Below are 23,789 nucleotides of genomic sequence, written 5' to 3'. Positions count from 1 at the left end.
TCGTCAGTTGACGATGTGCATCGCGCGGGCGGCATCCGTGATGGAGTCGGAGAGCGAGGGGTAGACGGCGAAGGCACGCGCCACCTGGTCCACCGTGAGCCGGTGCTCGACCGCGATCGCGATCGGCAGGATGAGCTCGGACGCGCGGGGCGCGACGATCACTCCCCCGATCACGGTGCCCGATCCGGTGCGGGCGAACAGCTTGACGAAGCCGTCCTTGATGCCCATCATCTTGGCCCGCGGGTTGGACGCGAGCGGCAGCTTGTAGATCTCGCCCTGGGCGATTCCGTCTTCGATCTGCTTCTGGGTCCAGCCGACCGTCGCGATCTCCGGCTGGGTGAAGATGTTGGAGGCGACGTTGCGCAGCTCTGTGGGGTTCACGGCGTCGCCCATGGCGTGGAAGACGGCCGTGCGACCCTGCATCGACGCCACCGAGGCGAGGGGCAGGAAGTCCGAGCAGTCGCCGGCCGCGTAGATCGACGGCATCGAGGTGCGGGCGACGCGGTTGACCCGGATGTGGCCGGAGTCGGTGAGCTGCACGCCGGCCTCCGCGAGGCCGATTCCCGCCGTGTTCGGCACCGAGCCGACGGCCATCAGGCAGTGGCTGCCCTCCACGGTGCGGCCGTCGCTCAGGGTGGCGATCACGCCGTCCTTGGTGCGCTTGATCGAGTCGGCGCGGGACTTGGAGAGCACGGTCATGCCGTTGCGCTTGAAGACGTCCTCGAGCACGCGCGCGGCATCCGCGTCCTCGCCGGGCAGAACCTGGTCGCGGCTGGAGATGAGGGTGACCTTCGAGCCGAGGGCGGTGAAGGCGGAGGCGAACTCGGCCCCCGTGACACCGGAGCCGACGACGATGAGGTGCTCCGGCGTCTCCTGGAGCGTGTAGAGCTGCGTCCAGGTGAAGATGCGTTCGCCGTCCGGCTTCGCCGAGGGCAGGATGCGGGGGCTGGCCCCCACGGAGACGACGATGGTGTCGGCCTGGATCTCGTCGAAGTCGGTGCTCGTCTTGCCCTTGCCCGTGGACACGATCACCGTGTTGGGGCCGTCGAGCCGACCGTCGCCCTGGATAACGCGCACGCCGGCCTTGATCAGCTGGGACTTCATGTCCTCCGACTGCTGGCGGGCGAGGCGCAACAGCCGCTGGTTGACGGCGGCGAGATTCACCGTGACCTCGGGCCGCACCGGTCGCCCGGACTCCCCGCGGGTGAAGAACTGCACGCCCAGGTCGGCGGCCTCGCCGATCGCGTTCGCGGCCTCGGCCGTGGCGATCAGCGTCTTCGACGGCACGACGTCGGTGAGTACGGCCGAGCCGCCCACCCCGACGCGCTCGACGACCGTGACCTCGGCACCCATCTGGGCCCCGGTGAGCGCCGCTTCGTAACCACCCGGTCCGCCACCAACGACGGCGATGCGCTGCTTGCGCTCGAACTCATAGGACATGGGCCTATTCTCCCGTGTTGCGGGAGGCCAGCCAAACCGTCCGCGGCGAGGCGGACCAATAGAGTGGGATCATGGCGACGACGCACCCGAATCTTCTCGACGACCCCGCAAACGACCCGTTCTCGATCGCGGCGATGGCCGCATTCGAAATCGCCGAGCGCACGGGGGTCAAGCAGCACGACATCGCGCTCACCCTGGGCAGCGGCTGGGGCAAGGCCGCCGACCTGATCGGCGAGACCACGGCCACGATCCCGGCGCACGAGGTCACCGGATTCAGCAAGCCCGCGCTCGAGGGGCACGTCGGCAGCCTGCGTTCCGTGCTGCTCCCCAGCGGCAAGCGCGCGCTCGTGATCGGCGCGAGGACGCACTACTACGAGGGTCACGGCGTGCGCCGCGTCGTACACAGCGTGCGCACCGCCGCCGCGGCTGGCGCGAAGGTCATGATCCTCACCAACGGCGCTGGCGGCATCCGCGAGACCTGGACGCCGGGCACCCCGGTGCTGATCAGCGACCACATCAACCTCACCGCGGACTCGCCCCTCGAGGGCGCCACCTTCATCGACCTCACCGACCTCTACTCCGCGCGGCTGCGGGCCGTGGCGAGGGGCGTCGAGCCCTCGCTCGACGAGGGCGTCTACACGCAGTTCCGCGGACCGCACTACGAGACTCCGGCGGAGGTGCAGATGGCGAAGGCGATCGGCGGTCACATCGTCGGCATGTCGACGGCGCTCGAGGCGATCGCCGCGCGGCAGTCCGGCATGGAGATCCTGGGGCTCTCGCTCATCACGAATCTCGCCGCGGGCATCCAGAAGACTCCGCTGAGCCACGAGGAAGTGCTCGACGCCGGCCGTTCGGCCGAGCCGGTGATCAGCGCCCTGCTCGCTCGCATCGTGGCCGAGCTGTGACCAGGGACGTCATCGAGGCCGCCAGGGCCTGGCTCGAGCAGGATCCGGACGCGGAGACGCGCGAGGAGCTCTCCGCCCTGGTCGCCGCGGCCTCAACCGGCGACGCCGGGGCCACCGCCGAACTGCACGATCGTTTCGACACGAGGCTCGAGTTCGGCACCGCCGGGCTCCGCGGCCGGATCGAGGCCGGCTCCAACCGGATGAACCGCGTGCTCGTCGCCCAGGCGGCCGCCGGGCTCGCCGCCTTCCTGGTGTCCCGCGAGGAGCACCCGAGCGTCGTGATCGGCTACGACGGCCGCAAGAACTCTCGGGTGTTCGCGGTGGACACGGCGGAGTTGATGGCCGGCGCCGGCGTGCGGGCGATCCTGCTTCCCCGGCTCCTCCCCACCCCCGTGCTCGCCTTCGCGGTGCGTCACTTCGAAGTGAGCGCCGGGGTCATGGTCACGGCGAGCCACAACCCGCCGCGCGACAACGGCTACAAGGTCTACCTCGGCGGCGACGACAACGGCTCCCAGATCGTGCCACCGTCGGATGCCGCCATCGCCGAGCAGATCCTGCGGGTCGCGGCCGAGAAGAACGTGCTCGATCTGCCCAGGTCCACCGACTTCGAGGTGGCGGGCGAGGAAGTTCTCGACGAATACGTCCGACGCACCGCGGCTCTCGTCTCCGCCCCGGCTGTGCGTCCCCTCTTCGTCTACACGGCCCTGCACGGTGTCGGCTACGAGACGGCCCACCGGGTGTTCGTGCGCGCCGGATTCGGCGCCCCGGTGATCGTGACCGAGCAGATCGAGCCGGACGCCGACTTCCCCACCGTCGCCTTCCCCAATCCGGAGGAGCCTGGGGCGCTTGACCTCGCCTTCGAACTCGCCTCCCGGGTGGGTGCCGAACTCGTGATCGCGAACGACCCGGATGCCGACCGTCTCGCCGTGGCCGTCCCCGACTCGTCCGGGGGCTGGGAGCGGCTCAGCGGCAACGAGGTCGGCGCGCTGCTCGGCTGGCGCGCCGCCGAGCGGATCACCGCGAGCGGACCGGAGGGCGTGCTCGTCGCCTCGATCGTGAGCTCCCCCGCACTGGCGGCCGTGGCGCGGGAGTATCGCCTCGAGTACGCCGACACGCTCACCGGCTTCAAGTGGGTCTCGCGGGTCCCCGGCATCTCCTACGGATACGAGGAGGCCCTCGGCTACCTGGTCGACCCGGACAAGGTGCGCGACAAGGACGGCATCTCGGCCGCCCTCGACTTCCTGGCCCTCTTCGCGGAGTTGAAGAGCTCGGGCACGACCTTCGCGCAGCACCGTCGCGACTTCGCCGACCGATTCGGCGCCTTCGCCTCCGCCCAGGTCTCGATCCGCGTGTCGGATCTCGCCGACATCCCGCGCATCATGGCCAGGCTTCGGGCCAACCCGCCGGAGCGACTCGGCGCCACCGCCGTGAGCCAGATCGACGACTTCGCCAACGGCTTCGAGCAGTTTCCGCCCGGCGACATCCTGCGCCTCTGGCTGGAGGATGGCTCTCGGGTGATCGTGCGACCGAGCGGCACGGAGCCCAAGGTGAAGGTGTACATCGACGCGTCGAGCGCCTCCGGCTCGGCGGACGAGAGGATCGCGGAGGCCGCACGCCGGGTCGCCGCGCTCGAGGCCGCCGTGCGTCCGCTCGTTTCCTGAGGGCGCCGCCTCCCGCCGCGCTCGTGCTGCAGGACAAGCACTCGTTGTTCAGGACGCGCACTCCTTGTTCATGACGCGTCCCCACCACGGGGACTCGCTCCACAGACTCTGGTTGTGCAGGACATCTTGTGCAGGACGGCTGCCCCACAATTCGACTCCCGCGGGTCACGCAGCACGCGCTTGCTCACTGACAACCGCAGTCGGGGGTGTCCTGCACAACCAGAGCCTGTCGGAGCGTGCGCCCAGACCACCGGCAGCGTCCTGCACATCGAGGGGTGTCCTGCACAATGAGCAGTGTCCTGCACAACGCGAGCGAGCCGGACGAGAGCCGCGCTACGCGCCGAGCGCCGCCGAGATCTCGGCCGCCGCGGCCCGCGCCCGCTCCTCCACGAACTGCGCCCGCGCGCCGCTGAAGGTCGTCGCGACGTAGGGCACCGTGAGCGCCGCCAGCGCGACCCCTGATGCGCCGATCAGCGGAAACACGATGTCGGTGATCCCCGGCTGGAGGCTGTCCGCCATCCGCTCGAAACCCTGCTCGGCCACCCGCGCGACCCGCGCGGCGAAGGCGGGGTCGGCGGCGGTCGAGAGCATCGCGTCCCTGTCGCCCGGCGCCGCACACGCCACGAGCACGGCTCCGGTCGCGGTGGACTCGACCGGGAACTCGGCGCCGACGCGCACCCGGAAGCCGAAACTCGCCGGGCTCTCCACCTGGGCGAGGATCAGGATGCGGCCGGCCTCGAGCATGCCGAGGTTGCAGGACTGCTGCACGTCATCGCTCAGCCGCCGCATCGGACCCAGCGCCGCCTGACGGAGGCCCCGCACCGGGTCGTGCCGATGGGCGAGCTCGAAGGTCATGATCGAGAAGAAGTAGAGCCCCGATGCGCCGTCCCGGTGGAGGTAGCCGCGCGACTCGAGGGTCTGCAGCACCCGGAAGATCTGGCCGACCGATCGACCGACCGCCTCGGCGATCGCGGCCTGGCTCAGGCCTCCGGCCGTGTCGGCGAGCAGTTCCAGGATGTCGAGGGCCTTGTCGAGCGCGGGTACGGAGTATTCAGGAGCTCGGGCGTCGGGCGCGCGGGTGTCGGTCAACGCGAGGCCGACATCGCGGAGACCATCCGGCGCGCGATGAGTCGGTTGAGGTCGTCCGGCACCGGCTGGGCACCGGCCGGCAGGGCAGCCCCCGAGGCCACCCGTTCGAGCGAGAGCGCCTGGAGCAGGAAGCCGAGGTCCATGGACTCGAGCGAGTTGCCCTTCGGCTCACGCCCGGCCAGGTTGAACATCCGTCCGTCGGCGATGAGCACCACGTGTCGGCCATCCGCGAATTCGACCCGCTCGATCGCGTCGTCCACCGCGACGACGCCGGCCGCCGACCCCTTGAGCGCCGGAACATCGATCTCCCAGGCGAAGTGCCCGCAGTTGGCGAGCACGCTGCCCGGCTCCATCAGGGCGAATTCCTCGGCCCCGAGCACCCCGGGCCTGCCGGTTGCGGTGATGAAGGTGTTTCCCCAGCCGGCGAGCTCGCTCATGGGCGCCACCCGGTACCCGTCCAGCGCCGCCTCGAAGGCCTTGAGCTCGTCGATCTCCGCGACGGCGACCCTCCCGCCGAGCGACCGAAGGTACTGCGCGACACCGCGGCCGCACCATCCGTAGCCCGCCACGACGAACCGGCGCCCGGGGATCATCAGGTTGGTGATGCGCATGAAGCTCTCCACGACGGACTGGCCAACGGCGTGGCGGTTCTCGCCGATCGCCTTCAGCGGGCTGTCGTTGATCACGATCACCGGGAACGGCACCGCGCCCTCGAGCTCGCCGCGCAGGCGGTCGCCGCCGGAGGTGGTCTCCTCGGTGCCCCCGAGGATCGACCCGGCCGTGCCTCGCGAGACGAGACCGGCGATGAGGTCCGCGCCGTTGTCGAGGATGATGTCGGGCGACGCGTCCAGCACCCGCGCGAGGTTGTCGCGGTGCTTCTCGATCGTGTCGTCCCGTCGGCCGTGCACGATCATCCCGCGGGCGCGCAGCACCGCGACGATGTCGTCCTGGGTCGAGCCGTGGTTGCCGGTCGCCACGATCTCCGCACCGCCGGCGGCGAGCACCTCGAGCAGCACCGCCGTCTTCGGCTCGAGGTGGATGGCGACGCCGATCCGGTGCCCGGCGAACGGGCGGGACGCCTCAAAGGCCGTTCGGGCGTCGGCGAGCAGCCGCATGCGCGACCGCGTCCACTCGAGCCGCCTCTCGCCACGCTCGACGAGATCGGATACCTGCTCGGCCACGGGGACTCCCTCCGGCCGGGTCCCCTGACCCGGCTCTGGAGAGAGTCTTGCACATATGAACGTGACTTTTATAGGTGAAACTAGCCGAGTGCGGCCTCGAGCTTGCGCGACAACTCGTCGGTGTCGAAGTAGTTCTCGATCACGATCACGTCGGCAAAGGTCTTGCCGATCGCGTCCACGAACTCCGCCGACGTCAGGATGATCTGGGCGTCTGCGGCGTCGGTCAGCAGGCTGCCGAGGTGGGCGGCCGTGACATCCGCCTCGAGGCCGAGCCGCTTCAGCACCCGCTCGGCGTTCACCTTGAGGATTCCGGAACTGCCGATGCCGGCGCCGCAGATGGCAACGATCTTCACTCTGAACTCCCCATGATTCTCATGACCTCGTCGGCGGTCTTCGCGGCCGCGAGGTCCGCGATTGCCGTCGAATCGTTGAAGACGTTCGCGAGCTCCGCGATCGACTCGAGGTGCGCGGACACGGAGCTGATCGCGAGGCCGAGAACCACGCTCACCGGGTCGTTGTGCGGATGCCCGAACGCCACCGGCGTGGCGAGCGTCACGACAGCGAGGCCGTCCGCGAGCACCTCGGGGCCGGGTCGCGCGTGCGCGAGGGCGAGCCCCGGAGCGATCACGACATACGGTCCGTGCTCGTCGATCATGCGGATCATCTCGTCCGCGTAGCCGGGGCGCGCGGCACCGGAGGCGGCCAGCGCGCGCCCGGCGAGGCGCACGGCCTCACGCCAGTCTGCGGCGTCCGCGCCCAGGATGATTGCCGACTCGGAGAGTGGCGGAAGTGGCATGGCTAGGCTCTTTCGAAGCCGTCGGTGATCAGGTCGACGAGCTCCTCGCGGTCCTCGAGCGGCAGGAAGCTCGCGGCGGCCGCATTCAGCTGGAACACCTCGAGGTCGCTCAGGTCGTAGTCGAACGTCTCGGCGAGCAGCGCGAGCTCGCGGCTGAGGCTGGTGCGGCTCATCAGCCGGTTGTCCGTGTTGACGGTGACCCGGAATCCGAGCTGGTAGAGCAGGTCGAACGGGTGGTCGATGAGGTCGTCGCCCCACTGCTCGATCGCCCCGGTCTGGAGGTTGGATGACGGGCTCAATTCGAGCGCGATCTCCCGGTCCTTGACCCACTGCGAGAGACGCCCGAGTTCGACATAGGTGTTCTCGTCGTCCTCGCGGTCCACGGTGATGTCCTCGGCCAGGCGCACGCCGTGCCCGAGCCGCAGGGCGCGGCCGTCGAACAGGGCGCCCCTGATGCTCTCGAGGCCGTCGGCCTCCCCCGCGTGAACGGTCGTGGGAAAGAAGTTGCGCGCGAGGTAGTCGAACGCCTCGCGCTGGTTGCCGGCCGGGAAGCCGGCCTCGGCGCCCGCGATGTCGAAGCCCACGACGCCGTTGCCGCGGTGGCGCACGGCGAGTTCCGCGATCTCGAGCCCACGGTCCGCGTGACGCATCGCTGTCACGAGCTGGCCGATGCGGATGCGCCCCCCGGCGTTGCGCACGTCGTCGATGCCCTCCTCGATGCCGGCCTGAACCGCCTCCACGGTCTGATCGAGGGTGAGGCCGTTGCCGACATGCTGCTCGGGCGCCCAACGGATCTCGCCCCAGATCACGCCGTCCGCCCCGAGGTCCTGCACGAACTCGCGTGCGACCCGGATCAGTCCCTCCTCGGTCTGCATGACACCGGTGGTGATGTCGAAGGTCTTGAGGTACTCCACGAGGGAACCGGAGTCCGACTTCTCGGCGAACCATTCCCCGAGGGCCGCGCCATCCGTCTCCGGCAGATCGAGGCCGATCGACTCGGCGAGTTCGATGATCGTCTGGGGCCGCAGGCCACCGTCGAGGTGGTCGTGCAGCGAAACCTTGGGCAGCGCGGTGATGTTCGCGCCACTGGGCAGGAGGAAGTCTTGGGGGGCAGTGGTCATGCTCCAAATCTACCGGCTGCGGCCGGCCGCTAACCTTGCCGATATGGCGCTCAAGATGATCCTCGACTGCGACCCCGGCCACGACGATGCGATCGCACTCATCCTCGCCCACGGCAACCCGGCGGTGGAGCTGCTGGCGGTCACCACCGTCCACGGCAACCAGACGATCGACAAGGTGACCCGCAACGCGCTGGCGGTCGCCCGGATCGCCGGGATCACGGGCGTGCCGTTCGCTGCCGGCGCCCACCGACCGCTCGTGCGCGTGGCCGAGACCGCGCCGTCCATCCACGGCGAGAGCGGCCTGGACGGGCCCGTCCTGCCGGAGCCGACCCTCGTGCCGGACGCGAGGCACGCCGTCGACCTGATCATCGACACCATCATGGCCAACGAGCCGAACACGGTCACCCTCGTGCCGACCGGCGCCCTCACCAACATCGCCCTCGCCGTGCGCAAGGAGCCGCGGATCGTCGAGCGTGTGAAGGAGGTCGTGCTCATGGGCGGCGGCTACCACGTGGGCAACTGGAGCGCGGCGGCCGAATTCAACATCGTGATCGACCCCGAGGCCGCCCACATCGTCTTCAACGAGAAGTGGAAGCTCACGATGGTGGGGCTGGACGTGACCCACCAGGCGCTCGCCACCCCGGATGTCGTGGCCGCGATCGCGGCGGTCGGCACGGCCCCCGCGCGCTTCGTGGTGGAGCTGCTCGCCTTCTTCGGGCAGACCTACCGGCAGGCGCAGGGCTTCGAGTACCCGCCGGTGCACGACCCGTGCGCCGTGGCGCTCGTGATCGACCCGACGGTGATGACCGTCGTGCGCGTGCCGCTCGACATCGAGCTCACCGGCACGCTCACCCTCGGCATGACGGTCGCCGACTTCCGCTCGCCGGCGCCGGCCGACTGCACGACCCACGCCGCGACCGACCTGGACCACTCCAAGTTCTGGGCGCTCATCGTCGATGCGCTCGAGCGCATCGGCGACCCGGAGTAGCCGCCCGCGAGGGGTCTAGCGTCGCCGAGGACCGCGCACCGCGAGCAGCGCGAGCGAGGCGAGAGTGCCGACGCCCAGGAGCCGCCGATACGGGTTCACTCCGCGCACGATCTCGTCGATTGCCCACCACGCCAGGACCCCGACCGCGAGCTCGGCCGAGGCCGCCCGCGCCGGCCCGCGAGGCACCAGCACGCCCACCGCGGTCGTCGCCGCGAAGATCTTGATCGGCAGGTTCGGCGACTGGCCGAGGGTGATCCGCCCGGTCTCACGGTTGCGGAACCACCAGTCGAACGTCGTGCGCGCGGACATCAGGCCCCGATGCGCTCGGCGATGAGCGGACCGCCCGTGACGATGTCGTCGCCCGCGTCGCCGATCCGGTACGCGCCGTCGAGGGCCTCGATGGCCCGGGCGAACCGCTCCGGCTCGTCGGCGCTGAGGGTGAAGAGCGGCTGCCCCTCGGTCACCGCATCGCCCGGCTTCGCATGCAGGTCGATGCCCGCCGCGTGCTGCACCGGGTCCTGTTTGCGGGCGCGTCCCGCCCCCAGCCGCCAGGCCGCGATTCCGAACGGCAGCGCCAGCTGCTCGACGAGAACTCCCGAGCGCGGCGCGAGCACGACGTGGGTCTCGCGCGCGACCGGAAGCGCGGCATCCGGGTCCCCGCCCTGCGCCGTGATCATCGCCCGCCAGCTGTCCATGGCGCGGCCGTCGTCCAGGGCGGCCTCGACATCGGCATCCGGCAGCCCGGCGTGGGCGAGCATCTCTCGCGCGAGCGCCACCGTGAGGGCACGCACGTCGGACGGTCCCCCGCCGGCGAGCACCTCCACCGACTCCCGCACCTCGTTCGCATTGCCGATAGCCCGGCCGAGCGGAACGTTCATGTTGGTGAGCAGCGCGGAGGTCGCGACCCCGGCATCCAGGCCGAGCTCCACCATGGTGCGCGCGAGCTCTCGCGACTGCTCGATGTCTTTGAGGAACGCGCCGGAGCCGAACTTCACGTCGAGGACGAGCGCCGATGTGCCCTCGGCGATCTTCTTCGACATGATCGAGGACGCGATCAGCGGGATCGCCTCGACGGTGCCAGTGATGTCGCGCAGCGAATAGAGCTTGCCGTCGGCCGGGGCGAGCCCGGAGCCGGCGGCGCAGATGACGGCGCCCACCTCCTCGAGGATCTCGCGCATCCTGGCCGGACCGATGTTGGCCTGCCAGCCGGGAATCGACTCGAGCTTGTCGAGCGTGCCCCCGGTGTGTCCGAGCCCGCGGCCGGAGAGCTGGGGAACGGCCACGCCGAACGACGCGACGAGCGGCGCGAGCGGCAGGGTTATCTTGTCGCCGACACCGCCGGTGGAGTGCTTGTCCGTGGTCTTCTTCGAGAGGCCGGAGAAGTCCATGGTCTCGCCGCTGGCGATCATGGCGAGGGTGAGGTCGCGGATCTCCCGCCGCTCCATGCCGTTGAGGAAGATCGCCATGGTCATGGCCGACATCTGCTCGTCGGCGACGAAGCCGCGCGTGTACGCGTCGATGAGCCAGTTGATCTGCTCGGTGCTGAGCACGCCGCGATCCCGCTTCACGCGGATGAGGTCGACGACGTCGAATGCTTCGATGGCCACGGTCAGACTCCCGAGTTGTCGTATTCTGCGAGCTGGCGCGGCCCGAACGCATCCGGGATCACCTGGTCGATGGTGCGCACGCCCGACACCGTCTCGAGAAGCATTCCTGGTGCGGAATGTTCGTAGAGCAGTTGGCGGCAGCGTCCGCAGGGCATGAGGATGTTGCCGTGGCCGTCCACGCAGGTGAAGGCCACGAGGCGACCTCCGCCGGTCATGTGCAGGCTGGAGACGAGCGCGCACTCCGCACAGAGGGTGAGCCCGTACGAGGCGTTCTCCACGTTGGCGCCGGTGATCACCCGGCCGTCGTCCACGATCGCTGCGACCCCGACCGGAAAGTTCGAATACGGCGCGTAGGCGTGGGTCATCGCCTCATTGGCGAACGCCCGCAGGGCGTCCCAGTCGATCTCGCTCATGACTTCACGTACGGTTTGCCGGCAGCGGCCGGTCCCCGCACCTGCCCGACGAGACCCGCGACGGCCACGATCGTGACGATGTAGGGCAGCATGAGCATGAACTCGCTCGGCACGGGAGAGCCGATGATCGCCAGCACGCTCTGCAGGTTCGTCGCGAACCCGAAGAGCAGCGCCGCGAAGGTGGCCTTGATCGGATCCCAGCGGCCGAAGATCACGGCGGCGAGGGCGATGAAGCCCGCTCCGGCCGTCATCTCCTTGCTGAAGCCTCCGATCGAGCCCAGGGTGAAGTACGCCCCGCCCAGGCCGGCGATCGCTCCAGCGAGCGACACGTTCCAGAACCGCGTGCGGTTGACGTTGATGCCCACGGTGTCCGCGGCCTGCGGGTGCTCGCCCGACGAACGCAGGCGCAGCCCCCACTTCGTGTGGAACAGGCCGTACCAGACGGCGATCACGGCCACGTACATGATGTAGATGATGATCGTCTGCCGGAAGAGAACCGGCCCGATGATCGGGATGCCGCTGAGCACCGGGATCGGAAGGCGGGGAAGGATTCCGGGGTTGTTGAGGGTCTCGTTGGCCGGGCTCAGCACCGTGGAGTAGAGGAAGTTGGTGAGACCGGTCACGAGCACGTTGAGCACGACGCCCACGATCACCTGGTCGACGAGGTACTTGATGGAGAACGCCGCGAGCACCGAAGACACGAGGGCACCGGCCACCATCGCCGCGGCCAGACCGAGGAACGGCTGTTTGGTGGCCGAGGCGACGAGCGCCGACACGAAGGCGCCGGCGAGCAGCTGGCCCTCGATCGCCACGTTGACCACGCCGACCCGCTCGGAGATCACGCCGCCGAGCGCGCCGAAGATCAGCGGCACGCTCAACCCCACCGAGCCCACGAGCAGCCCGGCGACCGGCAGGGTGTGACCGGCGGACGCCCAGGAGAGGAACGCGACCATGAACATCACGGCGAAGATCACGATCAGCCAAAGGCTCACCCGTCGCGCCCGTGAGGCGAGCCAGGTGGCGTAGGCGGCGATCAGCACGAGCACGACGGCGAGAACGATGCCCGTCGCCCTGGTCGGCAGCGCGAGCACCGGAAGCTGCACGAAGTCCGTCTCGGACGACAGCCGGAAGCTGCTCGTCCCTTCCCGTCCGAACACGCCGAAGAGCACGATCGAGAGCAGCGCGAAGATGCCGAGAGCGATGGGGCTCTTCCAGCTCTTCACGACCGCGGTCGCGAGCACGATCTTCGATGCCGGACTCGAGGATGGGGTGGCGATGTTGCCGGACACCGTCGTCACTTGGTCACCACCGCCTTCTTTCCTGAGACCTTCGCCGGTGCGACCCGCGGAGTCGCCGAGGGCGACGGGAGCCTGAACACCGCCCGCACCAGCGGCGGCGCCGCGATGAACAGCACGATGAGGGATTGCACAACCAGCACGATGTCGATCGGCACGTTCTGGGAGGCCTGCATGGTGAATCCGCCCGCCTTGAACGCTCCGAACAGGATGCCGGCCACGAACACACCCCACGGTCTCGAACGGCCGAGCAGGGCGACCGTGATGGCGTCGAATCCGATTCCCGCGTCGATGCCCGACCCGAACCCGGAGGTGATCGACGCCTGCACCTGGTTGGCCCCGGCCAGACCGACGAGACCACCCGAGATGAGCATCGCGTACACGTACATGTTCTTCACGTTGATGCCGGCGGTCAGGGCCGCGTGCGGGTTCTCGCCGATGGCGCGGAACTTGAATCCGAGGCTCGACCGGGAGAGCAGGTACCAGACCCAGATCGTCGCGAGGATCACCAGGATGAAGCCGAGCGTGAGGTTGTACGAGGGCCCGAGGAGATGCGGGAACACCGCCGTCGGTTTCATCGCGGGCGACTTGGGGTTGCTCGAGCCCGGCGCCTGCAGCAGACCCGGGGTGCGGAGCATGTAGGCGATCAGGTAGAACGCCACGTAGTTGAGCATGATCGTGACGATCACCTCGTGGGCTCCGGTGCGCGCCTTGAGCAGGCCCACGATGCCGCCCCAGAGGGCGCCCCCGACGATTCCGGCGACCAGGGCCACGACGAGGTGCACGCCCCAGGGCAGGTCGAACGAGAACCCGACCCAGCCCGCGGCGGCGGCGGCGATGAGCATCTGCCCCCGGCCTCCGATGTTGAACAGGCCGACTCGGAAGGCGAGCGCGACACCGAGGCCCGCCGCGATGAGCGGGGTGGCGAAGGTGAGCGTCTCGGTGAACGGCTTGATTCCGGCGGCGAAGGTCGGGCGGCCGAAGTTGTAGATCGAGCCCTGGAAGAGGGCTGTGTATGCCCCGCTCACGGCCGTCCAGATGGCATTGATCGTGTCGAGGGGGCGGCCGAAGAAGTAGGCGGATGCCGCTCGCACTCCCGGGTCGGTGATGGCGATGAGCACCGCGCCGGCCACGAGGGCGAGCACCACGGCGAGCACCGAGATGAGGGCGTTGCCGGAGGCGATCTCTCGCAGCACTCCCGAAAAACGGGACGGCTGCTCGGCCGCGGGGGCCGGACGCTCCCCCTGGGCCTGGACCGGCGTTGGCACCTGGCCCTGGGTGGGAATCTGCGAGTCGCTCACGCGGCCACCTCCGGGGTTGAGGGCAGTTCGCCGGCCATCATGAGGCCGAGCACGCTGCGCGGGGTCGTTCCGGGGACGATGCCGACGATGCCTCCGCGGTACATGACCGCGATGCGGTCGGCGAGCGCGACCACCTCGTCGAGTTCGGTGGAGACGACCACCACGGGGGTGCCGGCATCCCTGGTGGCGATGATGCGCGTGTGTACGAATTCGATCGAACCGACGTCGAGGCCACGGGTCGGCTGCGCGGCGACGAACAGCCGCAGGCTCCTCGACAGTTCGCGAGCCAGCACCACCTTCTGCTGGTTGCCGCCGGAGAGCTTGCCGGCGTGCGTGCCGATGCCCTGCGCGCGGATATCGAATTCGACGATCGTCTTCTCGGCGAATTCGGCGAGCGCGCCCAACTGCAGGGTGCCCGCCTTCACGAATGGCTCGCCGTCCGCGCGGTCGAGCATGAGGTTCTCGGCGATGGTGAATTCTGCGATCAGGCCGTCTTCCGACCGGTCCTCCGGCACGAAGCCGACACCGGAATCCAGAATCGTGCGCACGCTCTCCTTTCGCAGCTCGTTGCCGTCGAGCATGATCGACCCGGTGACACGCGGCTGGAGGCCCATGATGGCCTCGGTGAGCTCGGTCTGTCCGTTGCCCTGCACGCCCGCGATGGCGAGGATCTCGCCGGCGTGCACCTCGAAGCTCACGTTGTTGACCACGAGCTGGCCGCGGTGGTCGATCACCGAGAGGTTGGTCACGACGAGGTCCGCGTTCCCCGGCTTGGCCGGGTCCTTGTGCACGGTGAGTTCAACGGCGCGACCCACCATGAGGGAGGCGAGTTCGGTGTTCGTCGCGGTGGGGCTGGCCTCGCCGACGACCTTGCCGAGCCGGATCACGGTGATGCGGTCGGCGACCTCGCGCACCTCGCGCAGCTTGTGGGTGATGAACACGATGGAGGTGCCCGCCTCCTTGAGCTGGCGCATGATCACCATGAGCTCGTCCGTCTCCTGCGGCGTGAGCACGGCAGTGGGCTCGTCGAACACGAGAACCTTTGCGTCCCGGGACAGCGCCTTGATGATCTCGACGCGCTGTTGCACCCCCACGGGGAGGTCGTCGACGAGGGCATCCGGATCGATGTCGAAACCGAACCGGCTCGAGATGGCGCGCACCCGCTCGCGCGCGGCGGCGATGTCCAGCCGCCCGCCAGCCTTGGTCTTCTCGTGGCCGAGCATCACGTTCTCCGCGACGGTGAACACTGGGATCAGCATGAAGTGCTGGTGGACCATGCCGATGCCGGCGGCCATCGCGTCGCCGGGGCCCGCAAAGTGCTGGACGACGTCGTCCAGCAGGATCTCGCCGCCGTCGGCCTGGTACAGGCCGTACAGCACGTTCATCAGGGTGGACTTGCCCGCCCCGTTTTCTCCGAGCAGGCAGTGGATTTCGCCGGGTTCCACCGTGAGGTCGATGTGGTCGTTTGCGACCAGGGCACCAAACGTCTTGGTGATGCCCCGCAGTTCGAGCTTCATGTTTCCCAATCTATCCGGCCCGACAGCGCGCCTCGATCTGCAGCGCGTCACCGTGTCCGGTCTCAGAAAATCGGGGGGACCAGCGACGCTGGTCCCCCCGACCGTTGGAACTGTGTGGGCTAGTTGCCGGACAGGTACGACTTGACCGTGATCTTGCCGCTGATGATGTCGGCCTTGATCGTGTCGAGCTCGCCCTTCAGCTTCGGGTCGACCTTCGACGCGAAGTCGTGGAACGGGGCGATTCCCACTCCGTCGTTCTTGAGGTTGCCCACGTAGGCCACGTTGTCGAAGGTGCCCTTGGCCTGCTTGGAGCTGGCCTTCACGACGGCCTCGGTGGCCGGCTTGATGCCCTTGAGCACCGAGGTGAGGTAGAGCTTGTCGTAGGTGGGGAAGGTGTTGAACACGTCGGCGTCAGCACCCAGCAGGGCGATGTCCTTGCCCGAGTCGGTGATGGCCGCGCCCGCGCTCTGGAAGATGGGTCCACCGACCGGGAAGATCACGTCCGCACCCTGGTCGATGAGGTTCTTCGCCGTGCTCTTGGCCGTGTCGTTCGCCGCGAATCCGCCGGTGAACGAACCCTTCTGCGAGGCGACGTCCCAGCCGACGACCTTCACGCTCTTGCTCTTCTGCTTGTTGTAGTAGTCGACGCCGTCGGCGAAGCCGTCCATGAAGATGGTGACGGTGGGGAACTGCATGCCGCCGAAGGTGCCGACGATTCCCGACTTGCTGTAGCTCGCCGAGGCGTAGCCGGCGAGGAAGGCGGCCTGGGCCGTGTCGAAGACGATGGGCTTGATGTTCGGCTCGTCGACCTTGCCGTCGAAGTTGGCGTCCGCCGCGTCGTCGATGATGGCGAACTGGATGTCGGGGTTGGCCTTCGCAGCGGCGAGCGACGCCGCGGAGAGGTTGAAGCCGACGGTGATGATGAGGTTGCAGTTGGCGGCGACGAGGCTGTCGATGTTCGGCGCGTAGTCGGTGTCGGCGTTCGACTCGACGTGCTTCTCCTTGGCGCCGATGGCCTTGGCCCCGGCCTGCAGCCCCTCGAGGCCCAGCTGGTTGAACGACTTGTCGTCGAATCCGCCCGAGTCGGAGACCATGCAGGGGAGGTATTTCGAGGCCGCGGCCGTGGTCTTCGTGGCGTCGGGTGCTGCTGCGCATCCGGCGAGCACTGCTGCGATTCCGGCCATGGCCAGACCGCTCAGCACGGCCTTTCGTGAGGTGATTCTCAAGGTGTCCTCCAAGGTGCTGCCCCGGCACGGTTGCGGGGGCCGTAGTGGTGTACAGGTTACCGAATGTTACGTGCCGCACCGGGGGGTATTTGTACCCGGTTAGCCAATGGTTACAAAGGTGCGATGGTCGCGAAATGTTGCAGAAATAATCACCGGAAACCCCGGCCAAACGGGGGGTATGGGCTAAAGCACGTCGCTGCGGCCGGAGAGCTTGAGCGCATCGACCACTGCCTTCACACGTTGTGCATTTGCACTCGTCGTGACTAGTAGCGCGTCCGGGGTGTCGACGACCACAATGTCGGTGACTCCGATGAGCGAGATGAGGCGCCCGGTCTGGCTGATCACGATGCCGGTGGACGCGTCGGCGAGCACGCGCGCGTTCTCGCCGAGGATCGCCAGATCCGACTTTCGTCCCCCGGAATGCAGTTTCGCGATAGCCGCGAAATCGCCGACGTCGTCCCAGTCGAACTCGCCCGGGATCACGGCGAGCCGCCCGGCCTTCGCCGCCGGCTCGGCCACGGTGTAGTCGATCGCGATCTTGGGCAGGCCCGGCCAGACCCGATCGACGACCGCTCCGCGCCGCGGGGTGTCCCACGCCTCGGCGAGCTCGGTGAGTCCCGCGAGCAGCTCCGGCTCGGTCTCGCCGAGTTGTTTGAGAAGCACGTCGGCGCGGGAGATGAACATGCCGCCGTTCCAGAGGTAGTCGCCGCCGTCGACGTAGCCCTGGGCGGTGGCGAGGTCGGGCTTCTCCACGAACGAGTCCACCATCACGGCGCTCGGCGCCGCCGGGATGTCGAGCCTCGGCCCGCAGTGGATGTAGCCGAAGCCGATCGCCGGCTCGGTGGGCGTGATGCCGATGGTGGCGATGTAGCCGGCATCCGCCGCCGCCACCGCCTCGACGACCGCGCGCCGGAAGCCGCGGATGTCGGCGATGACGTGGTCGGCGGCGAACGACCCGATGATCACATCCGGCTCCCGTCGCACCAGGATCGCCGCGGCGAGCCCGATCGCCGCCGAAGAGTCCTTGGGCTCGCTCTCGAGCACGACGTTGGCATCCGTCAGCTGGGGCAGTTGGCCCTCGACGGCGGCGCGGTGTGCGCGGCCGGTGACGACCATGATGCGGTCGGGGCCGGAGAGCGGGGCGAGACGGTCCCAGGTGGCGCGGAGCAGCGTGCTGCCCGAGCCGGTGAGGTCATGCAGGAACTTGGGAGCATCGGCGCGAGAGAGCGGCCAGAGCCGCGATCCGATTCCGCCGGCCGGGATCACGCTATAGAAACGCTCGAGGAAGTCCTGTTGCTCAGCCATGCGCTCAACCATAGACGCTCCCGGATATCTCGATCTCGAGATATTTAGGCAAGCCTTGGCAGACGACGGTTTCGAGCGGGAATAGACTGGAATCCGTTCGCCTCGCGAACAGTCACCCGCCCCGACGCCGGGGCGGACACCACTCGTCAAGGAGGGTTGCTCGTGCCAGAGAAGTCGGCGGGGGCCCTGGCCGCTTCCAGGCCAGAAAAGAAGTATCCACTACCCAAGATCTCGGCGCCACGCGCTCCCCGGGGAACCCTGTACCGGGGTCGAGAGGGAATGTGGTCGTGGGTGCTGCACCGCATCACCGGTGTCTCGATCTTCTTCTTCCTGCTCGTTCACATCCTCGACACGTCGCTCGTGCGGGTGAGCCCCGAGGCGTACAACGCGGTCATCAACTCGTACAAGACGCCCATCATGGGGCTCGGCGAGACCGCGCTCGTCGTCGCCATCGGATTCCACGCCCTCAACGGGTTGCGCATCATCCTGATCGACTTCTGGAGTGTGGGCGCCAAGCACCAGCGCCTCATGTTCTGGATCGTGGTCGTGGTCTGGGTGCTGCTGCTGATCGGATTCGTGCCCAGACAGTTCATGCACATCTTTGGAGGTGCGTGATCATGAGCGCGACCATCGAAACACCCCGAGCCCCCCAGCCGGTGCGCCGCCAACGCCGCTTCAACCTCGAGAAGTGGGGCTGGATCTACATGCGGGCGAGCGGCGTCGTGCTCGTGGTGCTGATCTTCGGCCACCTCTTCGTCAACCTCTTCGCGGGCGAGGGCGTCAAGGCCATCGACTTCGCCTTCGTGGGAGGCAAGCTCTCCCAGCCGTTCTGGCAGATCTGGGACACCCTGCTGCTCTGGCTCGCACTGATTCACGGCGCGAACGGCATGCGCACCATCGTGAACGACTATGCGAGCAACCGTCTCCTCCGTGTCATTTTCAAGGGCGCGCTCATCGCGTCCGCCGTCGTACTACTCGTGCTGGGAACCCTCGTGATCTACACCTTTGACCCCTGTCCCGCCGGCTCGCCAGCCGACCTCCTGCCGTCCTTCTGCCCGGCCGGCTAGGGCATCGCGCAATGGGTGAAGACGCGGAAGGCACCTCCTCGATCATCGACGGAGTGCACCACCACCAGTTCGACATCGTGATCGTGGGGGCGGGAGGCGCTGGCATGCGCGCCGCCATCGAGGCGGGTCCGCACGCGCGCACCGCGGTGATCTCCAAGCTCTACCCCACCCGGTCGCACACCGGAGCGGCGCAGGGCGGCATGGCCGCCGCGCTCGCGAATGTGGAAGAAGACAACTGGGAGTGGCACACCTACGACACCGTCAAGGGCGGCGACTACCTCGTCGACCAGGACGCGGCCGAGATCCTCGCGAAGGAGGCCATCGACGCGGTCATCGACCTCGAGAACATGGGCCTGCCCTTCAACCGCACGCCCGAGGGCAAGATCGACCAGCGCCGCTTCGGCGGCCACACGCGTGAGCACGGCAAGGCGCCCGTGCGCCGCGCCTGCTACGCGGCAGACCGCACCGGCCACATGATCCTGCAGACGCTGTTCCAGAACTGCGTGCGTCTCGGCATCAACTTCTTCAACGAGTTCTACGTGCTCGACATGGTGATGACCGAGGTAACCGACTCCTTCGGCGTCACCACGGAGCAGCCATCCGGCGTCGTCGCGTACGAGCTCGCCACCGGCGACCTGCACGTGTTCCAGGCGAAGGCCATCATCTTCGCGACCGGTGGATTCGGCAAGATCTTCAAGACCACCTCGAACGCGCACACCCTCACCGGTGACGGCGTCGGCATCATCTGGCGCAAGGGGCTGCCGCTCGAGGACATGGAGTTCTTCCAGTTCCACCCGACCGGACTTGCCGGGCTCGGCATCCTGCTCTCCGAGGCGGCACGCGGCGAGGGCGCCATCCTGCGCAACGCCACGGGCGAGCGCTTCATGGAGCGCTACACGCCGACGCTCAAGGACCTCGCCCCGCGCGACATCGTCGCCCGGTCGATGGCCACCGAGATCCGCGAGGGCAGGGGCGCCGGTCCGGACAAGGGCTACCTCTACCTCGATATCATGCACCTCGAGCCGGCGGTGATCGACGAGAAGCTGCCGGACATCACGGAATTCGCCCGCACCTACCTCGGCGTCGAGCCGTACACCGAACCCGTGCCGGTGCTGCCGACGGCGCACTACGCGATGGGCGGCATCCCGACCACCAACAACGCCGAGGTTCTGCGCAGCAACACCGAGGTTGTTCCCGGCCTCTACGCCGCGGGCGAGTGCGCCTGCGTGAGCGTGCACGGCTCCAACCGGCTCGGCACCAACTCGCTGCTCGACATCAACGTCTTCGGCAAGCGGGCGGGCAAGAACGCGGTCGAGTACGTGAAGACGGCGGACTTCGTTCCGCTGCCGGACGACCCGGCGGCCGGCGTGCGCAAGATCCTCGACATGGTGCGCAGCGGAGACGGCTCCGAGCGGATCGCGGTGATCCGCAAGGAGTTGCAGGACTCGATGGACCGCAACGCGCAGATCTTCCGCACCGACGAATCGCTCAAGGAAGTCACCGAGCTCATCGAGACGCTGCGGGCGCGTTACAAGAACATCGCCCTGCAGGACAAGGGCAAGCGGTTCAACACCGACCTGCTCGAGGCCGTGGAGCTCGGCTTCCTGCTCGACCTCGCCGAGGTGCTGGTGTACTCCGCCAGGGCTCGCAAGGAGAGCCGGGGCGGCCACATGCGGGAGGACTACCCGGAGCGCGACGACAAGAACTTCCTCGTGCACACGATGGCCTACCTCACCGGCGACCCGGAGTCCGCGGACGCCGGGGAACACATCCGCCTCGACTGGAAGCCCGTCGTGATCACGAATTACCCGCCAATGGAGAGAAAGTACTAATGAGCACAGCGGTCCTGGACAACTCCCCGAGCGTCCCCGAGGTCATCCCGACCTTCACGGCGACCCTCATCATCCGCCGGTTCGACCCCGAGGTGGATGACGAGCCGCGCTGGCAGGACTTCGACGTGGAGATGCGCGGCACCGACCGCATCCTCGACGCCCTCCACAAGATCAAGTGGGAGCAGGACGGATCGCTCACCTTCCGTCGCTCCTGCGCGCACGGCGTGTGCGGGTCGGATGCGATGCGCATCAACGGCCGCAACCGCCTCGCCTGCAAGACCCTGATCAAGGACCTCGACATCTCGAAGCCGATCTACGTCGAGGCGATCAAGGGCCTGCCGCTCGAGAAGGACCTGATCGTGAACATGGATCCCTTCTTCGAGAGCTTCAAGGCGGTGCAGCCGTTCCTCATCGCCTCGTCCAAGCCCGACAAGGAGCGCCTGCAGAGCCCGGTGGAGCGTGCCCGCTTCGACGACACCACCAAGTGCATCCTGTGCGCGGCGTGCACCTCGAGCTGCCCGGTCTTCTGGACCGACGGCCAGTACTTCGGGCCGGCCGCGATCGTGAACGCCCACCGGTTCATCTTCGACTCGCGCGACGAGGGATCAGAGGTGCGCCTCGACATCCTCAACGACCAGGAGGGCGTGTGGCGCTGCCGCACCACCTTCAACTGCACCGAGGCCTGCCCCCGCGGCATCCAGGTGACCCAGGCCATCGCCGAGGTTAAGGCGGCGGTGCTGCGCGGCAAGCCGTAGGCACCTCACTGCCTGCTGTTCCCGACTTCTGCGGCCCGTACGGCCCCTGAGCCGGCTCCTGTCTTCCCTGCGGCGTGCATAACTCCTGCAAATCGCGCCGCTCCTCGCAGCAAACCCCGGGGAATATGGGCCATTTCGTGCTGCTCCGGCAAAATTGCCGGAGTTGTGCGCGGAGTCGGTGAGCGTTCCGCGCGTGGGCCGGGCTGCGCATCGAGGCTCGGCGGCTCGGCGCGCGCGGCGCCTTTTCGTCCTCGCCCCGTGCCCGCCCGTCGTCGCCACGTGCCCGCTCGCCCTCGCCCCTGCCCGCCCGTCGTCGCCCCGTGCGCGCCCGTCCTCGCGCCGTGCCCGCCACGTGCATAACTCCTGCAATTCGTGTCGCCACGCCCCGCTGCCACCGACGAAACGGGCGCGATTTCGCCGCTGTGGAAAAACTGCCGGAGTTATGAACACGGCGGGTGAGCCCTGCCTGAGGCGCACGCACACCCCAGAGCAGAGCAGAGCAGAGCAGCGCAGAGACAGAGCGGCGAAAACACCGAGCAGCGCGCCGTGCAGCACAGCGGCCGCGCGGCGGCCGGCAAGAGCCCTGCTCAGGCGGATGCGGCGGCGCGCGCCTCCGCGGCCGTGCGGGCAGCGAGGGCCCTTGTCGCGCGCTCCCCGGCCTCCGCGAGCGTGACCGTGCGGAGCTCCGCCCGCACGTCGGCGAGCGCCGCCGGAGTCATCGAGAGGCTCGTCACGCCCAGGCCCACGAGCACCACGGCGAGCTGCGGGTCCGCCGCCGCCTCGCCGCAGACACCCACCGACTTGCCCGCGGCGGCACCGGCGTCGCCGAGGAGCTTCACCAGGCGCAGCACGGCCGGATGCCACGGGTCCTGGAACTGCGCGACGGAGCCGAGCATCCGGTCGGCGGCAAGGGTGTACTGGGTGAGGTCGTTGGTGCCGATGCTCACGAAGTCCGCGACGGCGAGCACCTGGTCGGCCAGCACCGCGAGGGACGGCACCTCGGCCATCACCCCCACGGTTGTGAGGCCCAGCTCCCGGCAAAGGGACACGAAGTACTCGGTCTCCTCGGAGTCGGACACCATCGGCGCCATCACCCACAGCTCCGCGGCGGTCTCCGCGGCGGCGAGGGCGAGCGCGGTGAGCTGGTCGCGCAGGATCGACTCGCTCGCACGCAGGGCGCGAATGCCCCGCAGGCCCAGGGCTGGGTTCTCCTCGTGGGCGTCGTTGAGGAAGCTCAGCGGCTTGTCGGCCCCGGCGTCGAGGGCGCGGACCACCACCTTCTTGCCCGGGAACTGCGCGAGAAGCAGTTCATACTGCGCGCGCTGCTCGTCGACCGACGGCGCGGTCTTCGCGTCGAGGAAGAGGAACTCGGTGCGGAACAGTCCGACCCCCTCCGCGCCGAGCGCGATCGCGGCCGCGGCATCGTCCGGAGAGCCGAGATTCGCCAGCAACGAGATGGCCGTGCCGTCGGCGAGCGCCCCCGGAGTGATCGGCGCCGCAACCACGGCGGCCCGCTCGGCGATGGTCGCCCGGGCACGCTCGAGGTCCTCCTCGGTCGGAGCCACCCGCACGAGGCCGGCCCCGGCATCCACGATCACCAGGGTGCCGTCGGCCAAGTCGAGCGCCCCGGCCACGCCCACGATTGCCGGGATCGACTTCGCCCTTGCCAAGATGGCCGTGTGACTCGTGGGGCCGCCGTCCCGAGTGACGAGTCCGAGAACCTTGCCGAGGTCGAGCAGGGCGGTGTCGGCCGGGGCGAGGTCGTGGGCGACCAGCACGAACGGCGTGTCCGAGCTGGGGACGCCGGGGGCCGGCACCCCGCGCAGGTGGGCGATGATGCGCCGGGAGACATCGGCGAGGTCGGTGGCGCGCTCCGCCATGAGGCCGCCCATGCCGGTGAGGATGTCCTGGAACGCCCCGAACGCCTCGAATACCGCGCGTTCGCCGGTCTTGCCCGCATCGATGCGGGACTGGATGTCGTCGACGAGCGAGGGATCCTGCGCCATCAGCGCGGCCGCCTCGAGCACGTCCCTGGCCGCACCGCCGGCCTTCTCGCCCCGCGATTGCAGCTCGACGGCGACCGCTGCCAGGGCTTCGGACACCGCCGAGAACTCCGCGCTGGCGTCGCCCGCGCGCGTCAGGTCGGCCGGTTCCGGCAGCGGATCCGGCATCCTCACAATCGGGCCGACCGCGACTCCCCGTCCCACGCCGATGCCGTGCAAATCCATGGGTGTCCTCCCTCGAGTCCGCTGTGTGCGCCACTCTACCGGGCCGCTGGATAGGCTGGAGC

22 protein-coding genes are annotated in these 23,789 nt (G+C 68.7%); 7 read left to right on the top strand and 15 right to left on the bottom strand.

All coding sequences use genetic code 11. The features are described 5' to 3' along the window. Nucleotides 1–3: 3 nt before the first annotated feature. A complete protein-coding gene (locus tag ACHZD8_RS08100; protein ID WP_394769708.1) occupies nucleotides 4–1,440 on the bottom strand; it encodes an NAD(P)H-quinone dehydrogenase in 1,437 nt (478 codons plus the stop codon). Between the two features lie 71 nt (nucleotides 1,441–1,511). On the opposite strand from ACHZD8_RS08100, the gene ACHZD8_RS08095 reads away from it, so the two are divergent. Both ACHZD8_RS08095 and ACHZD8_RS08090 read left to right on the top strand, forming a co-directional pair. Continuing rightward, nucleotides 1,512–2,345: a purine-nucleoside phosphorylase gene (locus ACHZD8_RS08095; protein ID WP_394769707.1), complete on the top strand. Its 834-nt coding sequence runs from the start codon at nucleotides 1,512–1,514 to the stop codon at nucleotides 2,343–2,345. Then, nucleotides 2,342–4,006: a phospho-sugar mutase gene (locus ACHZD8_RS08090; protein ID WP_394769706.1), complete on the top strand. Its 1,665-nt coding sequence runs from the start codon at nucleotides 2,342–2,344 to the stop codon at nucleotides 4,004–4,006. Before ACHZD8_RS08095 ends, ACHZD8_RS08090 begins: the two co-directional genes overlap by 4 nt. A 333-nt stretch (nucleotides 4,007–4,339) precedes the next feature. Here the strand turns inward: ACHZD8_RS08090 and ACHZD8_RS08085 are convergent, their stop codons facing one another. From ACHZD8_RS08085 to ACHZD8_RS08065, 5 genes are all read right to left on the bottom strand, one after another. Continuing rightward, nucleotides 4,340–5,095 carry an IclR family transcriptional regulator gene (locus tag ACHZD8_RS08085; protein ID WP_394769705.1) on the bottom strand — a complete coding sequence of 252 codons (756 nt, stop codon included), beginning with the start codon at nucleotides 5,093–5,095 and terminating at the stop codon, nucleotides 4,340–4,342. After that, on the bottom strand, nucleotides 5,092–6,276 hold the full coding sequence (locus tag ACHZD8_RS08080; protein WP_394769704.1) for an adenosylhomocysteinase: 1,185 nt from the start codon (nucleotides 6,274–6,276) through the stop codon (nucleotides 5,092–5,094). Before ACHZD8_RS08080 ends, ACHZD8_RS08085 begins: the two co-directional genes overlap by 4 nt. Before the next feature lie 80 nt (nucleotides 6,277–6,356). After that, nucleotides 6,357–6,629, bottom strand: a complete 273-nt coding sequence (locus tag ACHZD8_RS08075; RefSeq protein ID WP_394769703.1) for a PTS sugar transporter subunit IIB — start codon at nucleotides 6,627–6,629, stop codon at nucleotides 6,357–6,359. Continuing rightward, entirely contained in the window at nucleotides 6,626–7,072 is a 447-nt protein-coding gene (locus ACHZD8_RS08070) for a PTS sugar transporter subunit IIA (RefSeq protein WP_394769702.1), read from the bottom strand. The genes ACHZD8_RS08075 and ACHZD8_RS08070 overlap by 4 nt, the downstream gene beginning before the upstream one ends. A 2-nt stretch (nucleotides 7,073–7,074) precedes the next feature. Further along, the gene (locus ACHZD8_RS08065) at nucleotides 7,075–8,193 is read right to left on the bottom strand and encodes an adenosine deaminase (RefSeq protein WP_394769701.1); all 1,119 of its coding nucleotides are present in this window, start codon (nucleotides 8,191–8,193) and stop codon (nucleotides 7,075–7,077) included. A gap of 43 nt (nucleotides 8,194–8,236) precedes the next feature. On the opposite strand from ACHZD8_RS08065, the gene ACHZD8_RS08060 reads away from it, so the two are divergent. Continuing rightward, nucleotides 8,237–9,181, top strand: a complete 945-nt coding sequence (locus ACHZD8_RS08060; RefSeq protein WP_394769700.1) for a nucleoside hydrolase — start codon at nucleotides 8,237–8,239, stop codon at nucleotides 9,179–9,181. A 15-nt stretch (nucleotides 9,182–9,196) separates the two neighbouring features. Here the strand turns inward: ACHZD8_RS08060 and ACHZD8_RS08055 are convergent, their stop codons facing one another. The 8 genes from ACHZD8_RS08055 to ACHZD8_RS08020 form a co-directional block, all read right to left on the bottom strand. Further along, a complete protein-coding gene (locus ACHZD8_RS08055; protein ID WP_394769699.1) occupies nucleotides 9,197–9,490 on the bottom strand; it encodes a hypothetical protein in 294 nt (97 codons plus the stop codon). Next, on the bottom strand, nucleotides 9,490–10,788 hold the full coding sequence (locus ACHZD8_RS08050; protein WP_394769698.1) for a thymidine phosphorylase: 1,299 nt from the start codon (nucleotides 10,786–10,788) through the stop codon (nucleotides 9,490–9,492). Before ACHZD8_RS08050 ends, ACHZD8_RS08055 begins: the two co-directional genes overlap by 1 nt. 2 nt (nucleotides 10,789–10,790) lie before the next feature. Beyond that, nucleotides 10,791–11,201, bottom strand: coding sequence for a cytidine deaminase (locus ACHZD8_RS08045; protein WP_394769696.1), 411 nt, complete (start codon nucleotides 11,199–11,201; stop codon nucleotides 10,791–10,793). Further along, on the bottom strand, nucleotides 11,198–12,490 hold the full coding sequence (locus tag ACHZD8_RS08040; RefSeq protein WP_394769720.1) for an ABC transporter permease: 1,293 nt from the start codon (nucleotides 12,488–12,490) through the stop codon (nucleotides 11,198–11,200). The genes ACHZD8_RS08045 and ACHZD8_RS08040 overlap by 4 nt, the downstream gene beginning before the upstream one ends. A 5-nt stretch (nucleotides 12,491–12,495) precedes the next feature. Next, nucleotides 12,496–13,797 (bottom strand): ABC transporter permease, encoded by a 1,302-nt coding sequence (locus ACHZD8_RS08035; RefSeq protein WP_394769694.1) that lies wholly within the window; start codon nucleotides 13,795–13,797, stop codon nucleotides 12,496–12,498. Next, on the bottom strand, nucleotides 13,794–15,314 hold the full coding sequence (locus ACHZD8_RS08030; RefSeq protein WP_394769693.1) for an ABC transporter ATP-binding protein: 1,521 nt from the start codon (nucleotides 15,312–15,314) through the stop codon (nucleotides 13,794–13,796). The genes ACHZD8_RS08035 and ACHZD8_RS08030 overlap by 4 nt, the downstream gene beginning before the upstream one ends. Nucleotides 15,315–15,433: 119 nt before the next feature. Continuing rightward, nucleotides 15,434–16,540, bottom strand: coding sequence for a BMP family protein (locus tag ACHZD8_RS08025; protein WP_394769692.1), 1,107 nt, complete (start codon nucleotides 16,538–16,540; stop codon nucleotides 15,434–15,436). A 183-nt stretch (nucleotides 16,541–16,723) separates the two neighbouring features. Further along, complete coding sequence (locus ACHZD8_RS08020) at nucleotides 16,724–17,845, bottom strand: mannose-1-phosphate guanylyltransferase (protein WP_394769691.1); 1,122 nt, start codon at nucleotides 17,843–17,845, stop codon at nucleotides 16,724–16,726. Nucleotides 17,846–18,031: 186 nt separating this feature from the next. On the opposite strand from ACHZD8_RS08020, the gene sdhC reads away from it, so the two are divergent. The 4 genes from sdhC to ACHZD8_RS08000 are packed head-to-tail and all read left to right on the top strand — an operon-like array spanning nucleotide 18,032 to nucleotide 21,499. Continuing rightward, on the top strand, nucleotides 18,032–18,460 hold the full coding sequence (gene sdhC / locus ACHZD8_RS08015) for a succinate dehydrogenase, cytochrome b556 subunit (RefSeq protein WP_394769719.1): 429 nt from the start codon (nucleotides 18,032–18,034) through the stop codon (nucleotides 18,458–18,460). A 2-nt stretch (nucleotides 18,461–18,462) separates the two neighbouring features. After that, nucleotides 18,463–18,912, top strand: a complete 450-nt coding sequence (gene sdhD, locus ACHZD8_RS08010; RefSeq protein WP_331899523.1) for a succinate dehydrogenase, hydrophobic membrane anchor protein — start codon at nucleotides 18,463–18,465, stop codon at nucleotides 18,910–18,912. Nucleotides 18,913–18,923: 11 nt separating this feature from the next. Next, nucleotides 18,924–20,744, top strand: a complete 1,821-nt coding sequence (gene sdhA / locus ACHZD8_RS08005) for a succinate dehydrogenase flavoprotein subunit (protein ID WP_394769690.1) — start codon at nucleotides 18,924–18,926, stop codon at nucleotides 20,742–20,744. Further along, nucleotides 20,744–21,499: a succinate dehydrogenase iron-sulfur subunit gene (locus tag ACHZD8_RS08000; RefSeq protein ID WP_147785002.1), complete on the top strand. Its 756-nt coding sequence runs from the start codon at nucleotides 20,744–20,746 to the stop codon at nucleotides 21,497–21,499. Before sdhA ends, ACHZD8_RS08000 begins: the two co-directional genes overlap by 1 nt. A gap of 587 nt (nucleotides 21,500–22,086) precedes the next feature. Here ACHZD8_RS08000 and ptsP read toward each other — a convergent pair. After that, complete coding sequence (ptsP, locus tag ACHZD8_RS07995; protein ID WP_394769688.1) at nucleotides 22,087–23,727, bottom strand: phosphoenolpyruvate--protein phosphotransferase; 1,641 nt, start codon at nucleotides 23,725–23,727, stop codon at nucleotides 22,087–22,089. Nucleotides 23,728–23,789: the final 62 nt, after the last annotated feature.

Origin of the sequence: Lacisediminihabitans sp. (assembly GCF_043726815.1) — a bacterium.
Taxonomy (GTDB): domain Bacteria; phylum Actinomycetota; class Actinomycetes; order Actinomycetales; family Microbacteriaceae; genus Lacisediminihabitans.
The sequence above is the reverse complement of the archived record's forward strand: the minus strand, read 5'-3'. Positions and strand labels throughout refer to the sequence as shown.

Excerpts from the sequence above, each read along its gene's own strand:
- ACHZD8_RS08100 (WP_394769708.1), bottom strand. The coding sequence starts at position 1,440 with ATGTCCTATGAGTTCGAGCGCAAGCAGCGCATCGCCGTCGTTGGTGGC.
- ACHZD8_RS08095 (WP_394769707.1), top strand. The coding sequence starts at position 1,512 with ATGGCGACGACGCACCCGAATCTTCTCGACGACCCCGCAAACGACCCG.
- ACHZD8_RS08070 (WP_394769702.1), bottom strand. The coding sequence starts at position 7,072 with ATGCCACTTCCGCCACTCTCCGAGTCGGCAATCATCCTGGGCGCGGAC.
- ACHZD8_RS08065 (WP_394769701.1), bottom strand. The coding sequence starts at position 8,193 with ATGACCACTGCCCCCCAAGACTTCCTCCTGCCCAGTGGCGCGAACATC.
- ACHZD8_RS08060 (WP_394769700.1), top strand. The coding sequence starts at position 8,237 with ATGGCGCTCAAGATGATCCTCGACTGCGACCCCGGCCACGACGATGCG.
- ACHZD8_RS08055 (WP_394769699.1), bottom strand. The coding sequence starts at position 9,490 with ATGTCCGCGCGCACGACGTTCGACTGGTGGTTCCGCAACCGTGAGACC.
- ACHZD8_RS08045 (WP_394769696.1), bottom strand. The coding sequence starts at position 11,201 with ATGAGCGAGATCGACTGGGACGCCCTGCGGGCGTTCGCCAATGAGGCG.
- ACHZD8_RS08030 (WP_394769693.1), bottom strand. The coding sequence starts at position 15,314 with ATGAAGCTCGAACTGCGGGGCATCACCAAGACGTTTGGTGCCCTGGTC.
- ACHZD8_RS08020 (WP_394769691.1), bottom strand. The coding sequence starts at position 17,845 with ATGGCTGAGCAACAGGACTTCCTCGAGCGTTTCTATAGCGTGATCCCG.
- sdhD (WP_331899523.1), top strand. The coding sequence starts at position 18,463 with ATGAGCGCGACCATCGAAACACCCCGAGCCCCCCAGCCGGTGCGCCGC.
- sdhA (WP_394769690.1), top strand. The coding sequence starts at position 18,924 with ATGGGTGAAGACGCGGAAGGCACCTCCTCGATCATCGACGGAGTGCAC.
- ACHZD8_RS08000 (WP_147785002.1), top strand. The coding sequence starts at position 20,744 with ATGAGCACAGCGGTCCTGGACAACTCCCCGAGCGTCCCCGAGGTCATC.
- ptsP (WP_394769688.1), bottom strand. The coding sequence starts at position 23,727 with ATGGATTTGCACGGCATCGGCGTGGGACGGGGAGTCGCGGTCGGCCCG.